The following is a 24253-nucleotide window of genomic DNA, read 5'->3' on the forward strand; positions in this document are numbered from 1 at the left end:
CCGCCACGACGAGACGAACCCATGCGTCCGATCCTACAGAATCTGACGAATACACTGCACCAAACCACCTCAAATCCTCCGATCCTATAGGATCGGAGGATCGGACGCTGGAAAGGCAGGGCGGCTGGAGGCTGGGGCTCGCGGGGAACAGGGATAGGGGATGGAAAGGGCAGGGCGACGCGTGAATCAGGCGTCGACGCCGACGGCCTCGGACACGGAGCTGAAACCGTCGCGACGCAGCAGTTCGGCGAGCCCGCGCTTCAAGACCGTGATCTGCTGGGGGCCGCGGTACATGAGCGAGGAGATGAACATGACCAGGCTCGCGCCGGCGCGGATCTTCGCGTACGCCTGCTCGGGCGTGAACACACCTCCGATGCCGGCGATCGCGAGCCTGTCGCCGAACTCGCGGTAGGTGCGGGCCACCAGCTCCTCGCTTGCCCGCGTGCACGGACCGCCGGAGAGGCCACCCTCCCACTCGCGCGGGATATCGAGGCCCGTACGGTCCTTGTTGAGGTTCGCGAGGGACACGCCCTGCACGTTGTGCTCGGTCAGCACCTCAAGCAGCTCACGCATCTCATCCCACGGCTTGTTGAGCGGCATCTTGACGAGCGTCGGCTGCGGGCGATCGATCCCGTCGAGAGCAGTGAACAGGCGATCGAGGTTCTCCGGACTGTCGGTGAACGGCTCCCCCGCGTGCGTGTTCGGACAGGAGACGTTCACCTCGACCATCGCGGTGCGGCCTGCAGCGCGACGCATCGAGATGCAGTAGTCCTCGATGCCCTCATCGAGATCACCGCACCTGTCGTCGTTGGTGCGGGCGATCGAGACCGACACCTGCATGTCGTGCGCATGCGTCCACGCCTTCTCCGCGCGATCGATGATCTTGTCGGAGCCGATGTTGGCGAGTCCCACGTGCACCATCATCGAATCGTATTCAGGCAGGCGATGGAACCACGGCTTGGGGTTGCCGGCGCACGGACGCGACGTGGTCGAGCCGACGGTCTCGAAGCCGAAGCCGGCGTTGTCGAGCAGCACGGGCATGTCGCAGTTCTTGTCGAGACCGGCGGACAGGCCGAACGGATTGGCGAAGTCGACGCCCATCACGGTGGTTTCGAGGATCGGGTCGGTGTAGTTGAGCATCGTACGCTCGGCCCACAGCAGCGGCGGGATGTGCTTGGTGACCCGGCAGAACGTGATCATGCGATCATGCGCCTCGTCCGGCGGCACGTTGAAGACGAAATTCGGCTTGATGACGTACTTGTAGCCGAAGGTGAAGAGGTCGGTCGTCGCCTTGTTGACGGCGTCATGCCAGAAGCTATCCGAAACGTAACTCATGGAGACCATTGTCTCACCATTTCGCACAAACGTCACGGCAGTCACACGCTCCATCGGCTTCATCGACTACTTCATCGACGGTTTCATCGACTCACCACTTCAAACCACCGCCACACGGCTCACCACCACGGCTCACCACACCAACCACCACCACGGCTCAGCACCACACCAAACCATCGCCGCACCGACTCACCACCACACCGACTCAGCACACCAACCACCACCACACCGAACCACCACACCGAATTCACCACCCAACGACCACCCAACGCCGGCTCACCACAGACCAACCGCCCAACGACCAGCCACTCCAGAACCGACCACCCAACGCAACCGACCACGGTCCTCAGCGTCACAAATTCCCGAAAACTCCCCTAGGCTCGGGAAAAAGTGACGCCCAGAAGAAGGCAGCGTCACATATTCCCGCGATATGAGGAAATCTCGGGAAAAAGTGACGCTGAGATAGATGGACGTAGGAGACACTAGAAGGCACCACTCAGAAGACACCACCCAGAAATCGCCATTCAGAAGTCACCATCCCTCAGGCACCACTCGGAAGTCAGAAGGCACCGCGGATGTACTGCGGCGCGTAGGGGGCCTTGGAGACAGGAACGCCGAGCTTGTCGGCGGCGCGCAGCGGCCAGTACGGGTCGCGCAGGGCCGCGCGTCCGATCTCGATCGCGTCCGCGTTGCCCTTGACGAGTACCTTTTCGGCCTGCTTCGGCTTGGTGATGAGACCGACGGCCGTGACCGGAACCTCGGCGCGCTTGCGCACCTGCGAGGAGAACGGCACCTGATAGTCCGGCTTGACCGGCACGGTGACGCCGGAGACGATGCCTCCGGTGGACACGTCCACCAGATCGACGCCGTGATCCTTGAGGATCCTCGCGAGCGCGACGGTCTGATCGAGATCCCAGCCGCCGGCCGCCCAGTCGGTCGCGGAGACGCGCACGAGCAGCGGCATGTCGCCGGGGATTCCGGCGCGGATCGCGTCGGCAACCTCCAGCAGGAAGCGGATGCGGCCTTCGAAGCCCTTGCCGTATTCGTCCTCGCGCTCGTTGCTCAGGGGGTCGAGGAACTGCGAGATCAGGTAGCCGTGCGCGGCGTGGATCTCGATCGCCTGGAATCCAGCGGCGACGGCGCGGCGGGCTGCCACGGCGAATGCGTCGACCAGTCCGTGGATCTCGTCGACGGACAGGGCGCGCGGCGTGGTGTACTCGCCGAACGGGATCGGGCTCGGCGCGACGGTGGCCCACCCGCCGGCCTCGGGCGGCACGGTGCGACCCTCATATCCGACGGCGAAGCAGCCGGTCGAACCCTTGCGGCCAGCATGGTTGAGCTGGATCGCGGCGACGGCGCCGGTGGCCTTGATATCCTCGACGATCCATCGCCATGCGTCGATCTGCCCGTCGTCCCACAGGCCGACGTCGCACGGGGAGATGCGTCCCTCCGGGGCGACGGCCGTGGCCTCGACGATGATCATGCCGAAGCCGCCGAGCGCACGGGAGACGTAGTGCTGGTAGTGGAACGGAGTGGGACGGCCGTCGCGTCCGAGCGCGGAGTAGGTGTCCATCGGAGGCAGCCAGATGCGGTTGCGGATCGTGAGGCCGCGCAGGGTCATCGGCTCGAACAGGGCCGGGCCGTTGGAGCCGGGCTTGTCGGAGAACGTGCCGAGGAACGGGAAGATGGAGCGTTTGCCCGTCGTGACAGCTGCGGAATCGTCCGTCTTGTCGGACTTCTCGGACTTGCCGCCCTCGACCTTGTCCTTGTTGTCCTTGTCGGACTTGTCAGCCTTATCAGCTTTCTCGCCCTTGCCGGACTTGGCCGTCTTCTTCGCGTCCTTGCCCTTCTTCTTGTCGCCCTTGTCGGACTTGCCGCCCTTGCCGGACTTGGCGTCGCCCTTGCCGGATGCGGGCACGGCCGCGGCCGGAGCCGCCAGCCCGGAGACCGTCAGACCGCGGAAGTCGAATCCGCTCGGGCTTTCGATGCCGCCCTGCGCGGCGTCTGCCGCGTCCGCGCCATCATTGTCGGTGATACCGGTATCCGTGGTATCCGTCATACATACCCCCTATTTGCAACGAAAAGAATCCGCGGATCGGCCGCATCGCCCCGGCCGTACGCCGTTCTTCACTGATGAACGATTTATGAACGTTCCCATTCTAGACCTGCGATCGCTCCATATACGAAGGAACGCCCACCGATGAGGTGGACGTTCCCAATGAGTACCGACCTATACCGCGGTACGTAGGTTCGCGAATCGCTTGGGATACCCCTCAGACCCGCGTTGCGGGCCACCTCCCCTTACAAGGGCCAAGGGCAAGGAGAGCCAAGGGGAAGAGAGCCCCACGCCGACTACTGCGCGCCGCCGCCCTGCTGGGTGGTGTCGCCGGCACCGCCGGTCGTACCGCCCGTAGTACCCGCGCCTCCGGTGGTTCCGGTTCCGCCGGTCGCACCACCGCCGGTCGTACCGGTTGTGCCGCCATTGCCACCGGTCGTGCCACCGGTGGTGGTGCCTCCGGCGGTGCCCGTACCGCCGCCGGTCGTGCCGTCGTCGTTGGTGGAGGTGGAGCTCTTCTTCCTTGTGGTCGTCGACGACGCTCCGTACGTGTACTTCGAACTCGGGTTGCCGTAGTCGTTGTCCATCGGGATATTCGCCGCGTTGACGTAGTTCTGCATGAACTCGCGCCATGCCGGCTCGGCGATGTACATGCCGTACCACGTGCCGTGGTACTTGCCGTTGATCGTCTTGTAGTTGAACGACTGCGGGGTCTCGGCGTTGCCGACGGCCACGTAGGTGGCGACCTGCGGGATGAATCCGCCGGTCAGCATGTACGTGTCCTCGTTCGTACCTGTCTTGGCGAAGGTCTTGCGTCCGCCGTCGAGCTGGGCGAGGGTCGCGTTGCCGCCGGAGCGGACGACACCCTGGTTGATCGCGTATGCGGCGGTCTCGGCCACCTCCGGGTCGATCGCCTGATGGCAGTTCGCGGACGGCACCTTGTAGTTCTTGCCGGTGGTGTCGGTCATCTTGGTGATGGCGATCGGGGTGCACTCGACGCCCTTGGCGGCGATGGTCGCGTACACGTTGGCCATCGTCAGCGGCGAGGCCTGCACGGTGCCGATGACCATCGGCGGCTGGAAGGAGTTCGAGTCATAGACGTCCTCCTTGCCCTGGATCGAGTTGTGGTAGCCGAGCGACTTCGCGGCGTCGGCGATCGCGCACAGTCCGATCTGCGAGGCCATGGCGGCCTGCGTGGTGTTGTGGGAGAGGACCAGCGCCTGCAGCGGGGACTCGGAGGAGACGGTGCCGCCGCCAGAGTTCTGCACCTTCCACGGGATGGCGCCGAAGCTGTGTCCGTTGCAGCTGAAGCCCCTCGTGTTGACCACGGTGGAGGTGGACAGCATCTGGTTGATGGACTTGCCCTTCTGCATCCATGCGACCAGGTTGATCGGCTTCCACGTGGATCCCACGTTGAAGCCCCAGCCACCGCCGTCGATCTGATCGACGGCGTAGTTGACGGCCGTTCTGGTCGAATCGGTCTTCGCGCGATCAGTGGCGTCGAACGTGCGGTTGAGGCCGAAGCCGAGCACCTCGCCGGTTCCCGGTCTGATCACGGCCATCGCGACCTCGAATCCGGTCGGATCGTCCGGCGGGATCGTGTTGCGTGCGGTCTGCATCGCAAGGGTGTTCGCGTTGACGTCCATCGTGGTGACGATCTTCAGACCACCCTCCTTGAGGAGCTTGTTGCGCTCCTCCTCGGTGGCGCCGAACTCGGGGCTCTTGAGGATCTGGCGGGTCACGTACTCGCAGAAGAACGCGGCGTCGCCGGCCACCTGGCAACCGGATTCGATGGTCTGCACGTCGAGCGTGTCCTTGAGCGGGGTGGCGACGGATTTGTCATACGTGGCCTGATCGATGAAGCCCTGGTCGAGCATGAGCTTGAGCACGGTGTCGCGCTCGTTCTGCGAGCGCTTGAGGTTCGCTTCGATGGTCGGGTCAAACTTCACCGGGTTCTTGGTGATGGCGGCGATCGTGGCGGCCTGCATCGCGTTGAGCTTCTCGGCCGTGGTGTTGAAGTAGCGCTTGGCGGCGGATTCGACGCCGTACAGGTTGTGGTTGCCGAACTGGGCGATGTTGAGGTATCCCTGCAGGATCTCGAGCTTGGAGTACTCCTTCTCCATCTGCACGGCGATGAGCATCTCGCGCAGCTTGCGGGCGATGGTCTGCTCGGAGGCATGGTATTCGGCGATCGGATCGTCATCCTCGCGCGCCTGCATCGCAAGCACGTTCTTGACGTACTGCTGGGTCAGGGTGGATCCGCCCTGCGTGTCCCCCTTCTTGACGAACGTCTGGAAGAACGCGCGCATCGTGCCCTGGATGTCGACGCCGTGGTGCTGGAAGAATCGACGGTCCTCACGTGCGACGACCGCGTGCTGCATGGCCTTGGAGATCTTCTTGAGCGGCACGACGGTGCGGTTGTCGGCGTAGAAATCGGTGATCTCCGTCTTGCCGTCGGAGGCGTACATCACGGACTTCTGCGGCAGGGAGGTGACGTCGAAGTCGACGCCCTCCACCTTCAGCGACGGCACCACGGCCTTGGCGACGGCGTTGGCCGCGAATACTGCGGGGGATACCATGGTCGCGACGACGATGCCACCGCCGACACACAGCATGATGTATGTCAAAAGCAAGGTGGACACGCGTCGAGCGATCAGTGAGGACTTCTTTTTCGGCATGCGGCCCATTCTAAGTGGGCGGGTGGTCCGTGATGCCGAACCTGATATGGCCGCAGTCAATTGTTCACAGTAACCGCACTCTCTGGGAATCGGCTTAATGCCGGCGAGGCCACGGCTATCGGCGCGGATGCGGCTATCGGCGCGATCGCCTGATGAGCATGCCCGGCTGGTAGATGATGATGGAGCGGCCCTCGCGTGCGATCCATCCGCGGTTGGCGAAGTCCATCAGCGCCTTGTTCACGGTCTCGCGAGAGGAGCCGACCAGCTGGGCCATCTCCTCCTGCGTCAGATCGTGCGGCACCTTGAGCCCCTCCTCGACCGGCTCGCCGAAGCGCGCGCCGAGATTGATCAGGGTCTTCGCAAGCCGCGCGGGCACGTCCATGAACACCAGATCGGAGATGTGCTCGTTGTTCGTGCGCATGCGGCTGGCCATCACCTGCAGCATGTCGATGGCCACGCGCGGATGCTGGTCGAGCCAGTGGAACAATGCGTCATGCTCCAGCCACACCACGCGCGTGCCGTGGCACATCGCGAGCGCGGACGCGGTGCGGGGGCCGCCGTTCGGATCGAACACCGGGATCTCGCCCAGCACCTCGCCGGGAGCGTGGATGGACAACAGCTGGATGCGATGATCGCTCGATTCGCGGATGAGCTTGACGCGTCCATGCTCCAGCAGATACATGCGATGGTCGGTGCCGCCCTGTTCGAAGATCGCGTCGCCCTTGTCGTAGACGGCCTGATTGAGATGCGGGATCAGCTCCTCGGCCTCACCGGGCGAAACCTGCTTGAACAATGCCGTATGCAGCAGGATGTTCTCCTGATCGGGCATCGCATTCGGTTTCTCCGTCACCACGCATCACTCCCTTGTCGGATCTGTCGGACGGGCCTTTACGCAATATGGCTCACACAACACCGGCCGTTCGTTTCGCATTATTGTACCGCACCACGTAGGGAATCAAGCAGATGGTCGACGATCTCGCCACGCGTCATGCCGGTCTGACTTTTGAGCGGATCGACACGTTTGACGGCGGATCGGACCGCCTTGTCGCTCATCTTCTCCGCGCTGGTGTTGAGCACACGGTCCATCTTCCGCGCGTCGATGTCGTACGCCATCGTCACGTGGTGGAGCACCGCGCCGGGACCGCGCGACTGACCCGGCACACCTGACTGACCTGGCACACCCGACTGACCTGACACACCCGACCGGCTCGATGAACGCGGCGCCCCGGGGAACCGGCGCTGCGCGGCACCGCCGATCTTGCCGTGGGACGAGGCGATGTCGTTGAGCCCGGCGAACCGGACGTCGAGGCCGAGGCCGGCGAGCGCGCGGACCAGCCAGCGGTCGCACAGCCGGTACGATGCGGCCACGTCGATCCCGTCGACGAACCACAGCGGCGCATACAGGGAGTAGGTGATCGTGTTGCCCGGTTCGATGAACATCGCCCCTCCCCCGGTCGATCGGCGGACCACGGCGATGCCCTCGGCGCGAGCCACGTCCTCGTGCACCTCGTCGGGGATCGACTGGAACCGTCCGACGACCACGCACGATCCGCTCCACTCCCAGATGCGCAGCGTGGGGCGGCGCGTGCCGTCGGCCACCTCGCGCGCCCATTGCTCGTCGATGCGCATCTGTTCGGCCGCAGAGCGGGGGATGTCGTGGACGAGCGTGAGTTCGGGCAGGAGCCGAGCCCAGCGACGTGCGAATTCGGCGTCCTCCGTGTCCTCCTCATGACTGGGGTCGACTGGCTTCTGCGGCACGTCCGACTGCGATCGGACGTGTTGTGACGCACCGACGTGCGAATGCACCGCCGTCAGTCGACCGTCAGACGTCCGACCATCCGACGTCTGACCGTCGTCCGACGGTAGACCGTCCGATTGGCCTGCCGCCCGTCCGTCACCCTGTCCGTCGGCCCGTTCATCACCCCGTCCGTCGGCCCGTTCATCGGCTTGTTCACCGACCCGCCCGTCGACCCGTCCGATCGCGCGCCGGAATGCGGTTGCGATCGCGGCGGCATCGCAGCCGACGAGACGTGTCTCCGGATGCCTCGCGATCGCGCGTGCGATCGACGCGACGAGCGTCTCCGATGTTTCCGATGCCACCAGCTCCTCCGCGACCGACTCCAGTGACTCCTCTATGTCGGCGATCAGCGCATCGGCCATCGCGTCGGTCGGAGCGTCGATGAAGAAGTCCCCGTCGATGCGCACATCGACGATCCTCGCCCCTTCGAACCGTATGGCGACGGCGACCAGTTTGCCGCTCGGTACCTTATATGCCCCTCGCATGATGCCCATCATAGAGGTCAAGGATGTCCATAGGCCGAACACCATCCGTGGACGCCCACGGCGCGCGGGTAACGTTCAGTCACATGACTGATAACACCGCAACGAAGAAGTACAAGATCGCCGTCATTCCCGGCGACGGCATCGGCAAGGAAGTAACCCCGTGGGCTCAGAAGGCCCTCGAGAAGGCCGCGCAGGGCGTGGCCGAGTTCGAGTACGAGCACTTCGATCTGGGCGCCGAACGCTACCTGAAGGACGGGGCGATCCTGCCCGAGGAGGAAGAGGAGCGCATCAAGGCCAACGACGCGATCCTGCTGGGCGCCGTCGGCGACCCGCGCATCAAGGCCGGCATCCTCGAGCGCGGTCTGCTCCTGAAGCTGCGCTTCGACCTCGACCAGTTCGTCAACCTGCGTCCGTCGAAGCTGTACAAGGGCGTCACCTCCCCGCTCGCCAACCCCGGCGACATCGACTTCGTCGTCGTGCGTGAGGGCACCGAGGGCCTGTACTGCGGTGCCGGCGGGGCCGTCCGCCGCGACACCCCGAACGAGGTGGCCACCGAGGTGTCCATCAATACCGCGTACGGCGTGGAGCGCGTGGTGCGCTACGCGTTCAAGCTGGCCATGAAGCGCCGCAAGCACGTCACGCTCGTGCACAAGAAGAACGTGCTCGTCAACGCGGGCGACATGTGGCAGCGCATCGTCGACAAGGTCGGCGAAGAGTATCCGGAGGTCACGCACGACTACCAGCACGTCGACGCGGCGACCATCTTTCTGGTCTCCAACCCCTCGCGCTTCGACGTGATCCTGACCGACAACCTCTTCGGCGACATCCTCACCGACGAGGCCGGTGCGGTCGTCGGCGGCGTGGGCTACTCCGCGTCCGGCTGCATCAACGCGACCGACAAGTACCCGTCCATGTTCGAGCCGATCCACGGCTCCGCCCCGGACATCGCCGGTCAGAACAAGGCCAACCCGACCGCCGCGATCCTCTCCGCCGCGATGCTGCTCGAGCATCTCGGCTTCGACGATGCGGCGAAGAAGATCCACACGGCCGTCGAGGCGGACATCGCCGAGCTCGGCTCCACCGTCCGCTCCACCGATCAGGTCGGCGAGGACATCCTCAAGCGCATCTGACCCTGTGTGGGATGGTTGGAGGGACCACCCCAACCGCCGGGGGACCACCCCAACCATCCACTAGGCCCGGTCACACGTCCTAAACGTACGTTTGACCGGGCCTTTTTCATATCCATCCGGTCAAACGTACGCTGGGCAGAGGCAAGTGTACGTTTCCCCGGACGTCCTCCGGAACATCCGGACGAACGTACGCTGGGCAGCAGCTAGCGTACGTTCGTCCGGATGGGCCACAGGAATACCCGGGGAAACGTACGAAAGTTTCCCGGACGAGAACGGGTGTCCGGGTTCCAGAGTCCCGGGTTCCAGAGTCCCGGGTTCCAAGGTTCCGGTGTCCGGTGTCCAAGGTCTGGCCCCGGCCCCGGGTTCCGGACACCGGTTACTGGCCGAGGCCCATGACGTCCAGGCACCAGGCGTTTTCGTAGGAGACCTGACGCCACTGCTTGTAGCGGCCTGAGGTGCCGCCGTGGCCGGCCTCGACCTCGATCTTGGCGATCGCGTCGAATCCGCGTTCCTGCATCGCGGCGAGCCACTTCAGCGGTTCGACGTACAGCACGCGCGTGTCGTTCATCGACGTGGTGATGAACACGCGAGGGAACGGCGTGCCCTTCTCCGGCAGGTTCTCGTACGGCGTGTACGACTTCATGTACCGGTACACGTCCTCGTCGTGCAGCGGATCGCCCCACTCGTCCCATTCGGTGACGGTCAGCGGCAGCGACGGGTCGAGGATCGACGTCAGCGCGTCGACGAACGGCACATCCGCCTCGATGCCCGCATACACCTGCGGCGCGATGTTCGCGATCGCGCCCATCAACAGGCCTCCCGCGGAGCCGCCGTTGGCGACGGTCCTGCGCGGATCGGCCAGATGCGCCTTCTGCAGGGCGATCGTCGCGTCGACGAAGTCCTCGAACGTGTGCTTCTTGTTCAGCCTGCGACCCTGCTCATACCAGGCGCGGCCCAACTCACCGCCGCCGCGCACGTGCGGCACCGCGTACAGCACGCCGCGGTCGAGCAGACTCAGTCGCGCCACCGAGAAGCTCGGATCCGAGGAGATCTCGTACGCGCCGTAGCCGGTGATGAACATCGGCGCATCCTGCATGGGGATGTCGCGACGCCACACCAGCGACACGGGGATGCGCTCACCGTCGCGCGCGGTGATCCACACACGACGCTCCATGTACTCGCGCGGGTCGAATCCGCCGAGCACCGTGGCACGCTTGAGCAGACGATCCTCGCCGGTGACCGGATCGACCTCATGCAGTTCGCCGGGGCGCGTGTAGCTGGTGAACGAGTAGCGCATGCGCGGCGCGTCGTACGACGGGTTGCCGCCGGTGCCGATCGAGTAGAGACGGCGCGTCTCACCGGGCAGATGATCGTCGCTCGCGCCATCCGACGACGACGTGTGGTCGGACGGCGTCTCGTCAGCGGCCCACAGCCGTTCGCCGTGATCGCCGATCAGCTCGCCGGCATCCTGCGCGACGGTGTCCCAGTCGTTCTCCAATGACGGCGGCAGCAGCTCGGTGAACCGCCACGGGCGTCCGGCCGCGAAATCCTCGGCCGCAAGACTCTTCGGCATGACCGCCACATGCGGCAGGCCATCGGCGCGGTAGGCCAGCGAGACGAAATGGCGATGAATCGCGATGCCCTCGATGCCGAGACCGTGCAATCCCTGCAGGATCGCCGGATTGGCCGGGTTGACGTACGCCTTGGTGATCGGCTGGCGCGAGTTCGGAATCAGGCTATCGCCCTCGTCCTCGCCGGCCGCGACCTCGTCGCCGCGCTCGCAGCCGTACGGCGAGCCCTGCGCGATGCACACGCCCTCGCCGAGCGCGTACGGCGGCTCGTGATCGCGCATGTCGATCACGTCGATCTCGAAGTTCGGGTTCTTCGCGTTGTGGTAGACGACCGCGAGCGGAACGTCCTCGCCATGCTCGCCGGCGCCTTCGAAGCACGCGAAGCTCACGTCGTATTCGATGTCGGTCTTGCGCGGGATGAACGGCTGGAATTCACCTTCGGGGCGATTCGTCGGCAGCATCAGCACCTCGGTGGTGGTCTTCGACCCGGTGCCGATGACGATGTTGCGCTCGTCGAAGCTCAGTCCGACGCCCACCCAGAAGCGTTCGTCCTGCTCGCGGTAGACGCACACGTCGGAGTCGACGGGCGTGCCGACGCGGTGACGCCACACCGCGCAGGGACGCCAAGCGTCATCCAGTTCGACCCAGAACACGTATTCGCCGTCGGGCGTGAAGCACGCGCCTCCGACGCCCTTGAACACCTCGGGCAGGTCGGCTTCGGACGCATGCTCCGGGTCGAGCGCGACCGGCTTGCCCAGATCGCGGATGCGGAAGTCGTAGCGTTCGTCGCCCTCGGTGTCGACGCCGTAGAGCATCCAGCGGCCGTCGCGGCTCAGATCCATGCCGCCGAGGCGGAAGAAGTCGTGACCGTCGGATTCGACGTTCGCGTCGAAGATGACGTGCTCGTTCTTCAGGCTGCCGGGGGCGCCCATCGGGTCGACCTCGGGCGGCGTCCAATCATCCTCGCCCTTGACGGGGATGCGACACTGGACGGCGTACTGCCTGCCCTCCTGCGTACGCGCGAAGTACCAGTAGCCGTTCATGCGCACCGGCACCGACATGTCGGTCTCCTGCACATGCGACTTGAGCTCGTCGAACAGGGTCTCGCGCAGGCCCGCCAGATGGGCGTTGCGCGTCTTGCACAGATCGTTCTGCGCGGCCACGTATTCGCGCGTGCGCGTGGATTCCTTGTCGCGCATCCACTCGTACGGGTCGAGGAACAGATCACCGTGATGCTCGCGGCGCGTATACTCCTTGACGGCCTGCGGCACGAGCGGCGGGATGGTCAGATCCGGGCTCTCCGCCTCGACGACCTCCTTGCGGGCGGCGGTGGCTTCGGCCGCCCACGCCATGTCGCGGATCGACTCCAGCTGCTCGGGCTGTGCCTCGGACTCGTTCGCGGACTGTGCCGTAGGTTCCACAAGGTGTTCCACGGATTGCTCGGTGTGCGGCTCCGTTGCCGTAGGGTTGTTCTTCTCGTCAGTCATAATCGCGATTATAAGCCGAATCCCCCGTCAACCACGCGATTACGCCGCCTATGACTGCGCTTATGACTACGTCCATGACGCCGGATGCGCTACGTCGATGCGCTACGTCGGACGCGCTACGACAGATGCTCCTTCAGATACGGCAGCATCGTCTTCATAAGGTTCGCGCCGGTGGTTCCGGTGAACACGGGTACGTCGGTGACGGGCGTCGGCTGGGAGGCGGTCATGCCTCCCGCATTGATGCCGAACGGCATCGCCTCGCGCGGCGTGAGCTGGCGGATCGCGATGGCGAGCACGCGCCCCGGATAGCGCTTGACGATCGTCGCGTACGTGCTGGGGTCCTTCTGCCCGTCGTCGCCGACAAGGATGAACTTCATATCCGGGAAATCGCCCATCAGCTGTTCGGCGAACTCGAGCTTGTGCTGCGGGCCGGTGGGGATGAACGTCTTGGGACGCGGGTCGAGATCGCGCAGCAGCAGCGGCCCCTCGGGGAAGCCGTGGTTCGTGATGAAGTGACGGATCGCGCCCTCGACGTTCCACGGCGAGGTGGACAGGTAGAAGAACGGCGCGTCCGGGAACAGGTCGGCAAGCTTGGTGAACAGCACGCTCATGCCCGGCACCGACGCCTTCTTCTCCGGGTTGAGGAACAACAGGTTCCACGCGGCCTTCCACAGGATCGGGGCCTGCGTGATCATGATCGTGTCGTCGACGTCGGAGATGATGCCGACCTTCGCGTCCTTGGGGATCGTGAACAGGCTCGCGGTGACCGGCCTGCGGCCCCTGACCCGGTAGGAGACCGTGTGCACACCGGAGGCGAGCTTGTGCTCGGCGACCAGATCGAGGTATCCGGACGTGTCGGACAGCGCGTATTCGCTGTCGACCTCCGGCCGCGCGTCGAGCGCGTCGTAGCGCTCGGAGGCGCCCACCTGCACGGTTTCGAGGGGGACGTCGTCGATGCTGATCCTGACCTGCGTGTGCGGCGAGGGGATCGCGAGCATGCCCTTGAATCCGCGCATGGCGAGACCGGACTGGCTGTGCGCGCCCGCGTACACGGTGCGGCAGATCAGTCGCGAGTAGTCGTTGGTGCCGTATCCGACGTACGGATCGACGCGGGGGAACCAGTCGAGGTCGTGTGCGGCCTTCGTCGCCGCCTTCACCCACACGCTGAACACGCGGGTGATGACGCGGCGGACGATGCGTTCGTACAACGGCTGTATCTCGATGCGCTCGCGCCTGGAGGCGGCGTCGAACGTGGTGACGACATGCCGGGCCGGAATCGGCACCGTGGGCATGTCGTCGGCCGGGATCTGGCCATTGTGGCCATTGCGGCCGTTGCGGTCGTTGTGGTCATGCTGGCCGTGCTGGCCATCGCGCGACCGGCTCCCCTCGCCGCTCATCGGATGACCTTCAGGTATTCCTCGGCGGTGAGCAGTTCGGGTTCGTCGTCCTCGAGCTCGATCTTGAGGATCCAGCCCTCGCCGTACGGGTCGGAGTTGATCACGCTCGGATCGTCGGACACGGCCTGATTGACATAGCGGATCGTGCCAGCGACCGGGGCGATGAGCGGTTCGACGGCCTTGGAGGATTCCAGTTCGAGGATCTCGTCACCGGCCTCGACGCGCGTGCCGGGTTCGGGCAGGTCGACGTAGACGAGCTCGCCGAGCTTCTCGGCGGCGTAGTCGGTGATGCCGAGCGGAGCGGGTTCGAGCGTCGTGTCGATCCACACGTGGTCGTCGGAGTATTCGAGGTGCTCGGGCACGTCGAGGTTCAGCGGCTGTTCGTCATCCAGTTCATCGTTCATGGCTACAAGGGTAGCAAGCTCATGTGAAAAACGGCATGCACAAGGCCCGGCTGCTCGCGCATCGGGCGGGCGGCCGGGCCTATAAAGGGGTGCGAAGGGGGTGTCTGTGCGACGGGTCAGCGGGTCGGGGCGGACGGCTGGGAACCGACCACCTGGACGATCGTGCCGTCGGGGATGTTGGTGTAGATCCAGTTGGCATCCTCGTCGTACATGTTCACGCAGCCGTGGGATCCGTGGCTGACCGGGTCTCCCGAGGCGATCGCGTTGTAGTTCCACGGAGCGGAGTGGAAGCCCTCGCCGCCGTTGAAGTACGTGACCCAGCGCACGTTCGGCGTGACGTAGTCCTCGCCGCGCATCGTCTGCGTCTTGTACTTCAGATACACGTAGAAGGTGCCGTTGTCGGTCTGCGTGGAGCCCTTGCCGGTGACGACGTTGAAGGTCTTGATAACCGCGCCGTTCTGGTAGACGGTGGCGGTCTGGGAGCTCTTGTCGACGACGATGCGGTATTCGCTCTTCTTCTGCTTGGTGTCGTACTTGGTCACGTCCGCGGCGACCTGCACGGTGCCGCCCTGCCCCTGTTCGAGGCTGGAGGCGACCTCGGCGGCCGCGGCGTCGGTGTCCTTGATGGCCACGCCGTTGACGCCCTTGGTCTGCGCCTTGATGACGACCGTGCCGTTGCCGTCGACGATGTCGACCTGGGAGACCATTTTCTGGTTGAGTTCCTCGGGCAGCTGGGCCGCGAGGTACTGCTTGATCGCCTCGGTGTCGTAGGAGAGCGTGATGCTGCCCTTCGACGGCTCACCGGTAGGCTTGATCCACTTGGCAACCTCGGCCGCCGGCAGCGTGAACTCCTTCGCGTCGCCGTTGGTCATGACGATCGGGCTGGTCAGGCGCTGGTTGGCCTGATCGGCGGCCTGCTGGGCCGTGGCGAGCGTGATCGGCGTGTCGACGGTCTTGTCGGCGACGCTCACCGTGGCGGCGGTGCCCGGTTCGGCGATCGCCTGCTTGACGGCGGCGACCACCTTCGTATCGTCGGGCGTGGAGCCGGAACGGCCCTCGGTGGCGACGAAGGCCTTGGATTCGGCGTTGTACGCGATGGACGACGGCACGGCGCGGCCGGATTCGTCGATGAGCTTGCTCGACAGGTAGTCGTTGAGCGTGAAGTCGTTGGTGGTGGCCGTCAACGGCACGCTCACGCGGCTGAACGGGTTGACGCGCACGAGGTCCTCGAGAAGGTTCGAGGAGGACTTGGCGCCCAGCAGGCTGTCGACGGTCTTGTCGACGTCGACGCTCACACCGAGATCCTTGAGCGCGGCGGTGACCGAGCTGCCGCTGGTCGTGTCCTTCACGGTGATCGCGGAGTCGTTGACGGCCGCGTTGACCGTGTCGGCCAGTTCGTCACGGGTCTGTCCGACGACGCTGGTCGCGCCAAATCGCACGCCCGGGGCGACGCGATCGGAGAAGTACCAGCGCGCGGTGAAGAACGCGCCGACGAGCGCGGCGAGCAGCACGCCCACGATGACGAGCGTGATGATCAGGCCCTTGTGGGACGACTTGGCCTTGACGGCGATGGCGTCGGCGGGGATGTCCGTGATGCCGGAGACGCCGGACGGAACCGAGGAGGCAGCGGGCACCGCACCGGCGGCGGATGCCTGCGCATGACCCGCGACCTGATGACGGCTGGCGTACGATGCGCCGCCGTTCGTACCACCGGCGACTCCGGGCATCGGCACCGCGGCGGCCGCGATCGGGGCCATTCGCTGCGTGGACTCGAAGTCGCCACGCATGGCGCCGTACTCCGGCTGCCAGTTCGACATGCGTTGCGTCTGCTCGTCAGTCATTCCCGATTCCTTACACTACTTGGTTGACGTGGTTCGTCTTTCGTTCTGCGGTTCGCCGCCGGCACCAGGCCGGCGTATGCGGAACTGAACCCGACTCTACATCAACCGCATCCCAGAGGGGAATGCCAATCCTGTGAAATTCCGCGCAAACGGCGGATTTTCACCGAACGGAAACATCCCTGTGACATAGCTCACTATGAAATATCTGTTTCTGAGATGTCTATTCGTGGGATCTCGTGGGATCTCGTGGGATCACAGCTCGTGGCCGAGCCACTCCTCGATCATGTACCGTGCGATCGTGGCCTTGCCCGGCACGCTCATGCGCCCCGAGATGATCGCCGCCATGTACTCGTCGGGGGTCACCCACCGCGCCTCCACGGTCTCGACGTTGTCCACGTGGACGTCGGTGGTCAGCGCATGCGCCTTGAACGCCATCATCAGGGATGCGGGGTACGGCCACGGCTGGGAGCCGAGGTACTTGACCTCGCCGAGCGTGATGCCGACCTCCTCCATCGCCTCGCGACGGACCGCATGCTCGAGGTTCTCGCCGGCCTCGACGAATCCGGCCGACACCGAGTACAGCGTCGGGTTCTTCCACGCGGCGTTGTGCTGCATGAGCGCGCGACCGGTCGAATCGACGATGATCGTGATCACCGCGGGCTCGACGCGCGGGAACAGCAGACGGCGGCCGTCCGACTCGTTCGTGCAGCGCTGCGCCCAGCCGCCGTTGGCGGCTTCGACTGGCGCGCCGCAGGTCGGGCAGTGACGCTGGCGATTATGCCAGATGCTCAGGGAGATGGCCGTGGTGGCCTGACCGGCCTCGCGTGCGGAGGCGTGCGGCGCGAAACCGCGCAGATCCACCCAGTCGAAGCGGTCGAGGGCCTGCTCGAGCAGGCTCTTTCGTGCGGTCGCGCCCGATGCCCCCGAGGCCGGCGTCTCGTCGAACGCCGCGTCGGCGCCCTGCGAGCTGTGGCTCACGCCAACCACGCCGGCCGCTCGTCCCGCGCCACCGACACTGCCGCGGGACGAGCCGTTGGTGCCGTCGTCGACGCCGAACTGGGCCGGACGCGCGGTCACGCGGGTGATGTCGACGGCCACGACGTGCTCGTCGCGACGACCGCCGTAGCTGCCGAGGAACATCGCCACGGCCTCGGGGTTCGCCTTGAGCTCGTCCGCCATGTAGGCGCCCGGCAGGGTGGCGAGGCGCAGCTTGACGTTCTCGTAGTCGACGAGCTCGCCCTGCCCGCGCGGCACGGCGATCAGGCCGTTGCGGGTCAGGATCACCTTCGTGGCCGGTTCGGCCAGGGTCGCGTCGATGAGGTCCGGTTCGCCTCGGCGTTCGGTCTGGTAGTCGATGTCGCCCTGCGCGAGCGGCAGGAACGGCAGCGCCTGCGTCAGCGCCAGCGGGCTGAAGGAGATGCCCATGGTCTCACGCCCTCTCCTCGTTCGCACGCCTGACCAGGTCGACCAGTGCGCGGGCGACCGTGTCCGGATGCTCGACCGCGCTGAAGTGGCCGCAGTCGGGAATCGGCGTGAAGACCGCGTTGGCGCCGATGCGTTCGGCGAGCGGGCCCATCACGCTCGGGTTGCTGGTCGGGTCGAGTTCGCCCGAGACGACCGCGACCGGCACGTCCATCGTCTCCGGCACGCCCGCGAGCTCGGTGCGGCCGTAGGTCATGCGCTGGCGCCAGGCCAGACCGGCCGGATTCTGGTCGTTGATCCATGCGGTCATCTGGTCGATGAACGGCTGGCTCTTCTTGACGGTCGAATCGCCCTCGGCGGGCTTGGCGAAGTGCATCACCGGTTCGACGCTGTTCGTCGCCTCGCAGGCGTCGGAGGTCTTCAGGCGCGGCTCGCCGCCGACGCCGTCGGACGAGGCCATCGTGTCGCACAGGGCGATCGCGGCGACCGCCTCCGGGTGCAGACGGTACAGGTCGGTCACGAGGTAGCCGCCCATCGACAGACCGGCCCACACCGCCCTGTCGTAGCCGGCGGCGCGGATCAGATCGACGTACGATTCGGCCATGCGGTCGAGCGCGTCCGGGTACGAGCCGTTTTCGGCGCGACGGCCGGACTCCTTGTCGCTCGGCGCGGGCGATTCGCCGGAGCCCGGCATGTCCGGAGCCCAGATCGGGAAGGGTTCAAGGCCCTGTTCGTCGGCGAGCGCGGCGATGCGCTTCGCGCATTCGATCCACATGCGTCCGTCGACCGGGTAGGCGTTGACCAGCACGAGCGGCGTTCCCTCGCCCTCGCGCAGAATGCGGTTGTGAATGGTGAAAGTCATATCGATATCCCTTCTGGCGTTTTCGGCGTTGTCATGCGCATGTCACGCGCATGTCACGCGTTGACCCATTCCAGCGCCTTGCGGACGATGCGGTCGTGGCCGTTGGTCATCTGGGCGAGGAACTTGTCGAGCATTTCGGAGTGGGGGTTGACCCATTCGACGTCAAGCGTCTCGTCCTGCGGACGGCAGTCGCCCGCGATCGGCACGACGTAGCACAGCGCGATCGCATGCTGGCGCGGATCGAAGTATTCGGACAGGCCCGGGGTCGGGAAGAACTCGGCCACCGTGAACGGCTGCAGGTTGAGCGGCAGCATCGGCAGGGCGATATCGCCCAGATCCTTGGCGACGTTGCGGGCGATCGCCTCGCGCAGCGTCTCGTGGAAGAGCACGCGTCCGGAGATCAGCGCGCGTTCCACCGAGCCGTCCTCGGTGACGCGCAGCAGGGAGCCGACCTGCGCGACGCGTCCGAACTCGTCGATGCGCACCGGCACGATCTCCACGTAGGCGATGGGCATCTGGCTGCGGGCGCGGTTGATGTCCGCGGGGTCGAGCCATCCGGGCGGGTTGCCGTGGCCGGAGCCGCGGATGAAGTCCTCCGGGGTCACATGGTCAAATTCGCCGCGCTGACGGTCGGCGTCGAAGTCGCCCTCGTCGGGCACCTCATCATTCATCACTGGCATGCGTCCCATTATCGCGCGTGCGCATGAGAACCGCGGCAGCGAAATCATCTATGGGCGCAAGTCCTTGCCTTTGTTGCCACATGCTGGTTTGCTGGTGGGTAGGAGTACCCACCCTTACGCTTGTTAGCGCATCATCAGTTAGTTACTGTTATTAAGGAGCTTCACATGGCGACCACCACCCTCACCTCCGCCGAGTTCGAGAAGACCATCAACGACAACGAGATCGTGTTCGTCGATTTCTGGGCCACCTGGTGCGGCCCGTGCAAGGCGTTCGGCCCGATCTTCGAGGCCGCGAGCGAGCAGGCGGACAACAAGGACATCGTGTTCGCGAAGGTCGATATCGATCAGAATCAGGATCTCGCCGCCGCCGCGGGCATCCAGGCGGTGCCGACGCTGATGATCGCCAAGCAGGGCCAGATCATCTTCCAGCAGGCGGGCGCCCTGCGCGCCGAGGATCTCGACGATCTGATCGAGCAGGCCAAGAAGCTCGATCTCGCCGCCGCCCAGGGCGCTCAGGAGAACGCCTAGGAGAATCAGGTCGCCTGATTGGCGCGCTTTGGCGAACGCCGGCCATCGGATTCCCCGCTGCCGGCTCCTTCCGCCGCCGGGATCCATCGCCGTTCCCATGCACACCCATCGACCTGCGGACATCCCGCCCGCATCCGTCGATGGGTGTTCTCGTCTGTATGTCATGGCTGTAGTCATGGCCTATTCATGGCCTATGGGGCGGGCGATTCGCGGCGGGCGATGACAGTCCTATGGACATCGGACTATGATGAAACGCAATGCATCGTAGGGGGTATTGGAGAGTATGACGAATCCGAAGAACACCGGGCATCGGTCCGGCAGGCCGACCAATGGCAAGGGCGATGAGAACGCGAACGGGGCGGCGGTCCCCACGAATATCCCGTCCGGGTTCCCGAACCCCGATGACAAGCCGCATCTCGACAGCGGGCTCGATTCGAACAACGTGCGATTCAACGACAATTCGCTGCTCAACCCGCAGCGCGACGACGACTGGGACATCCCCGCGCTGTCGTTCCCGAACATCGACGAGCACGGCGGTGCCCCCTCGCCCGAGGAGATGAAGCAGAACCTGACCTTCCCGTCCGTGCCGTCCGCCGGCGTGCCTGCGGACGCGCCGACCGAGGCCATGCCTCCCGCCGTCGCGCCGGCCACGGTCGTCACCCCGCCCGTGACGCCCACGGCGGACACCACGGCGACGGTGGCGGACATCCCGCCGATGCCTCCCACCCGTTCGACCGGTTCGCACGCGGCGCGAACGACGGGCAGCACGGCCGCCATCCCGACGGATGCCCCGGGTGGCCTGCAGGGCGCACCCGCCGTCTCGGTCGCGCCGGCATCAGTCGCAGCGACGCCCGCTTCGGCACTCCCCTCCTCGACGAATCCGGCCCCCGTCTTCCCGCCCGACTCCGGGTCGGAGACCACCGTGCTGCCGCCGCTCAACATCAACGTGCCCGTTCCGGGACACGCCGGCGCCACGGACAAGCCGAGCCCGGTGATCGCACCCGGCGCGGTCAATCTGGGCAAGGTCGCGGGCGGTGAGAATCAGACGCTCCAGAACCTCGAGGACGTGTCGGACGAGCCGACCGAGGCCGAGGAGGCCGACGAACTGTACGGCGCCGAGGCGGATCGGAACGATTCGGCTCGCTCGGCCGCCGGCGACTCCGGTCTGTCCGGCTCCGGCATCTCCGGCGGATCCGACGGCAACGGCCGCGGTCGGGGCGGCAATGGTGATGGCGACGCACGTCACGGCGATCACAGCGGCAACGACGGCACGCGCGCGGTCGATCGCAAGCCGATCATCATCGGCGTCGTGGTCGCGGCGCTCGTCGCGGCGGCGGTCGGCGGTGTGTTCGCCTTCCAACGTCACCAAAGCCAGACCGCGCTCGACACGGCGCTCTCCAACTGCGAGGCCGCCGCAAGCGACGTGAGCAAGGCGAACGACTCGCTCGCCGAAGCGCTCAAGAAGGCCGACGAAGCCAGCAAGCTCACCGTCGACCAGGTGTCCGACGCCACCACGATCAGCAAGCTCAAGACCGCCGTGTCCGACGCGAGTGGCGCGGGCAAGGCCGTCGCGTGCGACGCGAGCCTGTCGACGGCAGAGCTCACCAGTCGCACCGAGGAGAACTCGAAGCTGGCGAGCACGCTGAACAGCCACATCAAGACGGTCGATTCCGCGCTCAAGGCGGTGACCGACAGCCAGGACGACAAGAACGACGCCGACGTCAAGACGGCGAAGGACAACCTGCAGAAGGCCGTGACCGACGCGCAGACGCTGATGACGAACAGCGAGGGCGCGGTGGCGGACGACTCCACCCGTCAGACCCTGCAGTCGGCCATCGACGCGGCGAACAAGCTCATCGGCGACTCCGATCCGAAGCTCGAGGACCTGCAGAACGCCCTGAAGGCGCTGCAGGACGCGACCAACGCGGTCAACGACTCGATGAGCTCGTACTCGAGCAGCCGCAGGAGCAGCTCCGACTCGAACTCCGGCACGTCCAACTCCAACGGCACGAACGGCACCAACGGGTCGTACACCGGCAACCGGTACAACAACCGCTACAACGGCAGCACGGGATCCACCACCAGGCCCAACACGTCCGGCTCGGGATCCGGTTCAGGCTCCGGCAGCAACGGTTCGGGATCCGGCTCGACCGGAACCGGCTCCGGCAGCAACGGTTCGGGTTCGACCGGAACCGGATCGGGATCCGGCTCCGGCGGCAACGGCGGTGAAACCGGCGGCACGGGCAACGGCGGTTCGGAATCCGGTGGCGAAACCGGCGGCAACGGCGGTGAAACCGGCGGCTCCGGCTCGGGCGGCAACGGCACTGCCGAGTGACCGACTGCCGAGTGACCGACTGATTGCACGGGCATTCGTCGGTCGTTCTCCCGACCGTTCCTCGGTTCACCTTCATTCCCAAAGATGACAGCCCCCGTGTCCTCTCAACGCACATCGCGTGGAAGGACACGGGGGCTGTCATCTTTCCCTCGGTTCTGCGCATACCGCTGAAGGATTATCTTTCTTCTCCCCTGTGAGGTAGGATGGTCGGCAGTATTAAGGACCGGCAACGTCACGGTAATGCTGAGCGCCGGTCGTGAGATGTGCCAGAGCTTATCCAAGGCTAAGGAGCGAAATGGCGAATCATCGCAGGAAAACGCCGACTCTGAAATCATTGAGCAAACGACAGTGGATCCGCATCATCGCCGTGGTCGCGGCGATCGCGATGCTTGCGGGAGCGGCCGTGGTTTCGCGCAACTTCTACCAGCAGTCGCAGCAGACCACGCCGGTCACCGCATTCTCGGCCACCGATTCCGGTACGGCCGCCGCATCCCGTGGCGGCGCGCGTGGATCGCTCGGCGACGACACCTCGTACGTGACCGTCAAGATCAACGGCAAGTCCCGTACCGTGCTCGGCACGAACTTCACCGACGTCAAGTCCGTCCTCGAACAGGGCGATATCGTGCTCGATCCGAGCGATCAGGTCTCTCCCTCGTTGACCACGAAGGTCACCGAGTCGACCGTCATCACCATCGAGCGCGCCGGCGCGACCCTGGACACCAGTGACACGGACATCCCCTTCAACACCGTGAAGAAGGAGACCAGCGCACTGCCCAAGGGCACCGAGAAAGTGCAGCAGGAGGGCAAGGTCGGCACGATGGAGACCACGAGCCTCGTCACCCGCGCGGGCGGCAAGATCGTCGAATCCAACGTGTTCGCCTCATGGGTGAAGACCGCTCCGACCGACAAGATCGTGCTCGTCGGCACCGGTTCCACCTCGTCCTCGTCGTCCTCGACCGCATCGTCGTCCAGCTCGCTCGGTACGACTGTGCCGGCCTCCGAAATGCAGAGCTGGGCGCATGACTACCTGATCGCCAACGGCTACACGGAGAACGACTTCACCGCCGCCGTGTACATCATCAACCACGAATCCGGTTGGAACCCGCGCGCCACGAACCCGTCGTCCGGTGCGTACGGCCTGCCGCAGGCGTTGCCCGGCTCCAAGATGGCCTCCGCCGGCGCGGATTGGGCCACCAACTACCAGACACAGTTCAAGTGGTTCGTCGGCTACTGCAACTCCCGCTACGGCGGCATCACCGGCGCCTACAACCACTGGCTGAGCGCCCATAGCTACTGAGTTCCCTCTGCGACCTCTCCGTAGTTGTCGCTCTCCGTAGTTGTCGCTCTCCGTAGTTGTCGCTCTCCGTAGTTGTCGCTCTCCGTAGTTGTCGCTCTCCGTAGTTGTCGCTCTCCGTAGTAACTGAGTTCCAGTTACTGACTCGCCCGTAGCCCCACCGACTCGCCTACACCCCCTACCAACCACCGGCTAAGCGCCAGCGGCCACCGAGCCGCCAGTAGCAGCCAAGCGCCCACGGAGAGCGGTCACTTCCTTCGAGATTCATCGCGTCACATAACTCTGGGCTTCAGGAATTCTCTGGAATTCCTTATCCGTGATTCCCCTTGGTCTCCTGAAAGCAGGAGCCAAGGGGATTTCTCTCTCCCTTCTCCCTTCTCCCTTCTCACGATCTTCCCTGTGCATTCTCCGCCTGCGCCGTCTGCTGCCTCGTACTCTTGCCACAACGGAAGAATCAGGCCACTTTCGAGCATTTGTGGCAATCGCTCCTGCCACAACATAAGCGCCAGCGAATTATTGAGCTGTTGTGACAATAATCTTTGCCACAACATGCGAGAATCATATCTTTCGAACACTTGTGGCAATAGGTCCCGCCACAACACGGCGAAATCGTCGTAATGCATGTGTTATGGCAAGATTCCCCACGAGTCAATCCCCGGAATTCCGCCATTCTTTCCGCATCACGTTCCGAGCGGCGGAGAGTACCCTTTCCACAACTCACTCAAAATCCCCTTTTCGAACAGTTGTGGCAATAAATCCTGCCACACCTCTCGAATACGGCCAGAATAATCACGTTGTGGCGAGTGAGCAGCATACGGGGGTCCCCGACACGGGGGTCCCCGACACGAGGGTCCCCGACACGAGGGTCCCCGCAGTGAGAGGCATCGGCGCGCATAGGAACGCGCGCGAGTGGGAAGTAGTGCGGAAGCGTCTAAAGAAATAGGCTATTC

The 24253-nt window shown here is 65.1% G+C and carries 16 protein-coding genes; 4 read left to right on the forward strand and 12 right to left on the reverse strand.

Annotation, left to right across the window (positions count from 1 at the left end; translation table 11 throughout):
* Positions 1-186: 186 nt before the first annotated feature.
* The 5 genes from BW11_RS05340 to BW11_RS05360 all read right to left on the reverse strand — a co-directional run bounded on the left by BW11_RS05340 (position 187) and on the right by BW11_RS05360 (position 8352).
* On the reverse strand, positions 187-1335 hold the full coding sequence (locus BW11_RS05340) for a quinone-dependent dihydroorotate dehydrogenase (protein WP_140444941.1): 1149 nt from the start codon (positions 1333-1335) through the stop codon (positions 187-189).
* Positions 1336-1894: 559 nt separating this feature from the next.
* Positions 1895-3394, reverse strand: a complete 1500-nt coding sequence (locus BW11_RS05345; RefSeq protein ID WP_140444942.1) for an NADH:flavin oxidoreductase/NADH oxidase — start codon at positions 3392-3394, stop codon at positions 1895-1897.
* 293 nt (positions 3395-3687) lie between these two features.
* Positions 3688-6078: a transglycosylase domain-containing protein gene (locus BW11_RS05350; protein WP_140444943.1), complete on the reverse strand. Its 2391-nt coding sequence runs from the start codon at positions 6076-6078 to the stop codon at positions 3688-3690.
* A gap of 124 nt (positions 6079-6202) precedes the next feature.
* Positions 6203-6922, reverse strand: coding sequence for a Crp/Fnr family transcriptional regulator (locus BW11_RS05355; RefSeq protein ID WP_107044223.1), 720 nt, complete (start codon positions 6920-6922; stop codon positions 6203-6205).
* 77 nt (positions 6923-6999) lie between these two features.
* Positions 7000-8352: a lipoate--protein ligase family protein gene (locus BW11_RS05360; protein ID WP_140444944.1), complete on the reverse strand. Its 1353-nt coding sequence runs from the start codon at positions 8350-8352 to the stop codon at positions 7000-7002.
* 83 nt (positions 8353-8435) lie between these two features.
* Here BW11_RS05360 and BW11_RS05365 point away from each other — a divergent pair, with 83 nt between their 5' ends.
* The gene (locus BW11_RS05365) at positions 8436-9482 is read left to right on the forward strand and encodes a 3-isopropylmalate dehydrogenase (RefSeq protein WP_043165099.1); all 1047 of its coding nucleotides are present in this window, start codon (positions 8436-8438) and stop codon (positions 9480-9482) included.
* 376 nt (positions 9483-9858) lie between these two features.
* On the opposite strand, the gene BW11_RS05370 is transcribed toward BW11_RS05365, so the two are convergent.
* From BW11_RS05370 to BW11_RS05400, 7 genes are all read right to left on the reverse strand, one after another.
* Positions 9859-12324 carry a S9 family peptidase gene (locus BW11_RS05370; protein ID WP_375137634.1) on the reverse strand — a complete coding sequence of 822 codons (2466 nt, stop codon included), beginning with the start codon at positions 12322-12324 and terminating at the stop codon, positions 9859-9861.
* Between the two features lie 332 nt (positions 12325-12656).
* On the reverse strand, positions 12657-13832 hold the full coding sequence (locus BW11_RS05375) for an App1 family protein (RefSeq protein WP_258184566.1): 1176 nt from the start codon (positions 13830-13832) through the stop codon (positions 12657-12659).
* Positions 13833-13933: 101 nt separating this feature from the next.
* Positions 13934-14341, reverse strand: a complete 408-nt coding sequence (gcvH, locus tag BW11_RS05380; protein ID WP_043165097.1) for a glycine cleavage system protein GcvH — start codon at positions 14339-14341, stop codon at positions 13934-13936.
* A 116-nt stretch (positions 14342-14457) separates the two neighbouring features.
* On the reverse strand, positions 14458-16182 hold the full coding sequence (locus BW11_RS05385) for a L,D-transpeptidase (RefSeq protein WP_258184560.1): 1725 nt from the start codon (positions 16180-16182) through the stop codon (positions 14458-14460).
* 252 nt (positions 16183-16434) lie between these two features.
* Entirely contained in the window at positions 16435-17607 is a 1173-nt protein-coding gene (gene nudC, locus BW11_RS05390; protein ID WP_140444946.1) for an NAD(+) diphosphatase, read from the reverse strand.
* Between the two features lie 4 nt (positions 17608-17611).
* Entirely contained in the window at positions 17612-18466 is an 855-nt protein-coding gene (locus tag BW11_RS05395; protein ID WP_140444947.1) for an alpha/beta fold hydrolase, read from the reverse strand.
* 53 nt (positions 18467-18519) lie between these two features.
* Positions 18520-19146, reverse strand: coding sequence for an NUDIX hydrolase family protein (locus BW11_RS05400; RefSeq protein WP_043165092.1), 627 nt, complete (start codon positions 19144-19146; stop codon positions 18520-18522).
* 165 nt (positions 19147-19311) lie between these two features.
* On the opposite strand from BW11_RS05400, the gene trxA reads away from it, so the two are divergent.
* The 3 genes from trxA (at position 19312) to BW11_RS05415 (ending at position 23306) form a co-directional block, all read left to right on the forward strand.
* Positions 19312-19674: a thioredoxin gene (trxA, locus tag BW11_RS05405; RefSeq protein ID WP_140444948.1), complete on the forward strand. Its 363-nt coding sequence runs from the start codon at positions 19312-19314 to the stop codon at positions 19672-19674.
* Positions 19675-19957: 283 nt separating this feature from the next.
* Positions 19958-22009, forward strand: a complete 2052-nt coding sequence (locus BW11_RS11530) for a hypothetical protein (RefSeq protein ID WP_181162514.1) — start codon at positions 19958-19960, stop codon at positions 22007-22009.
* Between the two features lie 295 nt (positions 22010-22304).
* Positions 22305-23306 (forward strand): G5 domain-containing protein, encoded by a 1002-nt coding sequence (locus BW11_RS05415; RefSeq protein WP_140444949.1) that lies wholly within the window; start codon positions 22305-22307, stop codon positions 23304-23306.
* Positions 23307-24253 lie beyond the last annotated feature (947 nt).

This window comes from Bifidobacterium sp. UTCIF-38 (genome assembly GCF_006454495.1).
Lineage (GTDB): Bacteria > Actinomycetota > Actinomycetes > Actinomycetales > Bifidobacteriaceae > Bifidobacterium > Bifidobacterium callitrichos.

Coding starts and splice junctions, on each gene's coding strand:
- BW11_RS05340 (WP_140444941.1), bottom strand. CDS start 1,335: ATGAGTTACGTTTCGGATAGCTTCTGGCATGACGCCGTCAACAAGGCG.
- BW11_RS05345 (WP_140444942.1), bottom strand. CDS start 3,394: ATGACGGATACCACGGATACCGGTATCACCGACAATGATGGCGCGGAC.
- BW11_RS05350 (WP_140444943.1), bottom strand. CDS start 6,078: ATGGGCCGCATGCCGAAAAAGAAGTCCTCACTGATCGCTCGACGCGTG.
- BW11_RS05360 (WP_140444944.1), bottom strand. CDS start 8,352: ATGCGAGGGGCATATAAGGTACCGAGCGGCAAACTGGTCGCCGTCGCC.
- BW11_RS05365 (WP_043165099.1), top strand. CDS start 8,436: ATGACTGATAACACCGCAACGAAGAAGTACAAGATCGCCGTCATTCCC.
- BW11_RS05375 (WP_258184566.1), bottom strand. CDS start 13,832: ATGCCCACGGTGCCGATTCCGGCCCGGCATGTCGTCACCACGTTCGAC.
- gcvH (WP_043165097.1), bottom strand. CDS start 14,341: ATGAACGATGAACTGGATGACGAACAGCCGCTGAACCTCGACGTGCCC.
- BW11_RS05385 (WP_258184560.1), bottom strand. CDS start 16,182: ATGACTGACGAGCAGACGCAACGCATGTCGAACTGGCAGCCGGAGTAC.
- nudC (WP_140444946.1), bottom strand. CDS start 17,607: ATGGGCATCTCCTTCAGCCCGCTGGCGCTGACGCAGGCGCTGCCGTTC.
- BW11_RS05395 (WP_140444947.1), bottom strand. CDS start 18,466: ATGACTTTCACCATTCACAACCGCATTCTGCGCGAGGGCGAGGGAACG.
- BW11_RS05400 (WP_043165092.1), bottom strand. CDS start 19,146: ATGCCAGTGATGAATGATGAGGTGCCCGACGAGGGCGACTTCGACGCC.
- trxA (WP_140444948.1), top strand. CDS start 19,312: ATGGCGACCACCACCCTCACCTCCGCCGAGTTCGAGAAGACCATCAAC.
- BW11_RS11530 (WP_181162514.1), top strand. CDS start 19,958: ATGACGAATCCGAAGAACACCGGGCATCGGTCCGGCAGGCCGACCAAT.
- BW11_RS05415 (WP_140444949.1), top strand. CDS start 22,305: ATGGCGAATCATCGCAGGAAAACGCCGACTCTGAAATCATTGAGCAAA.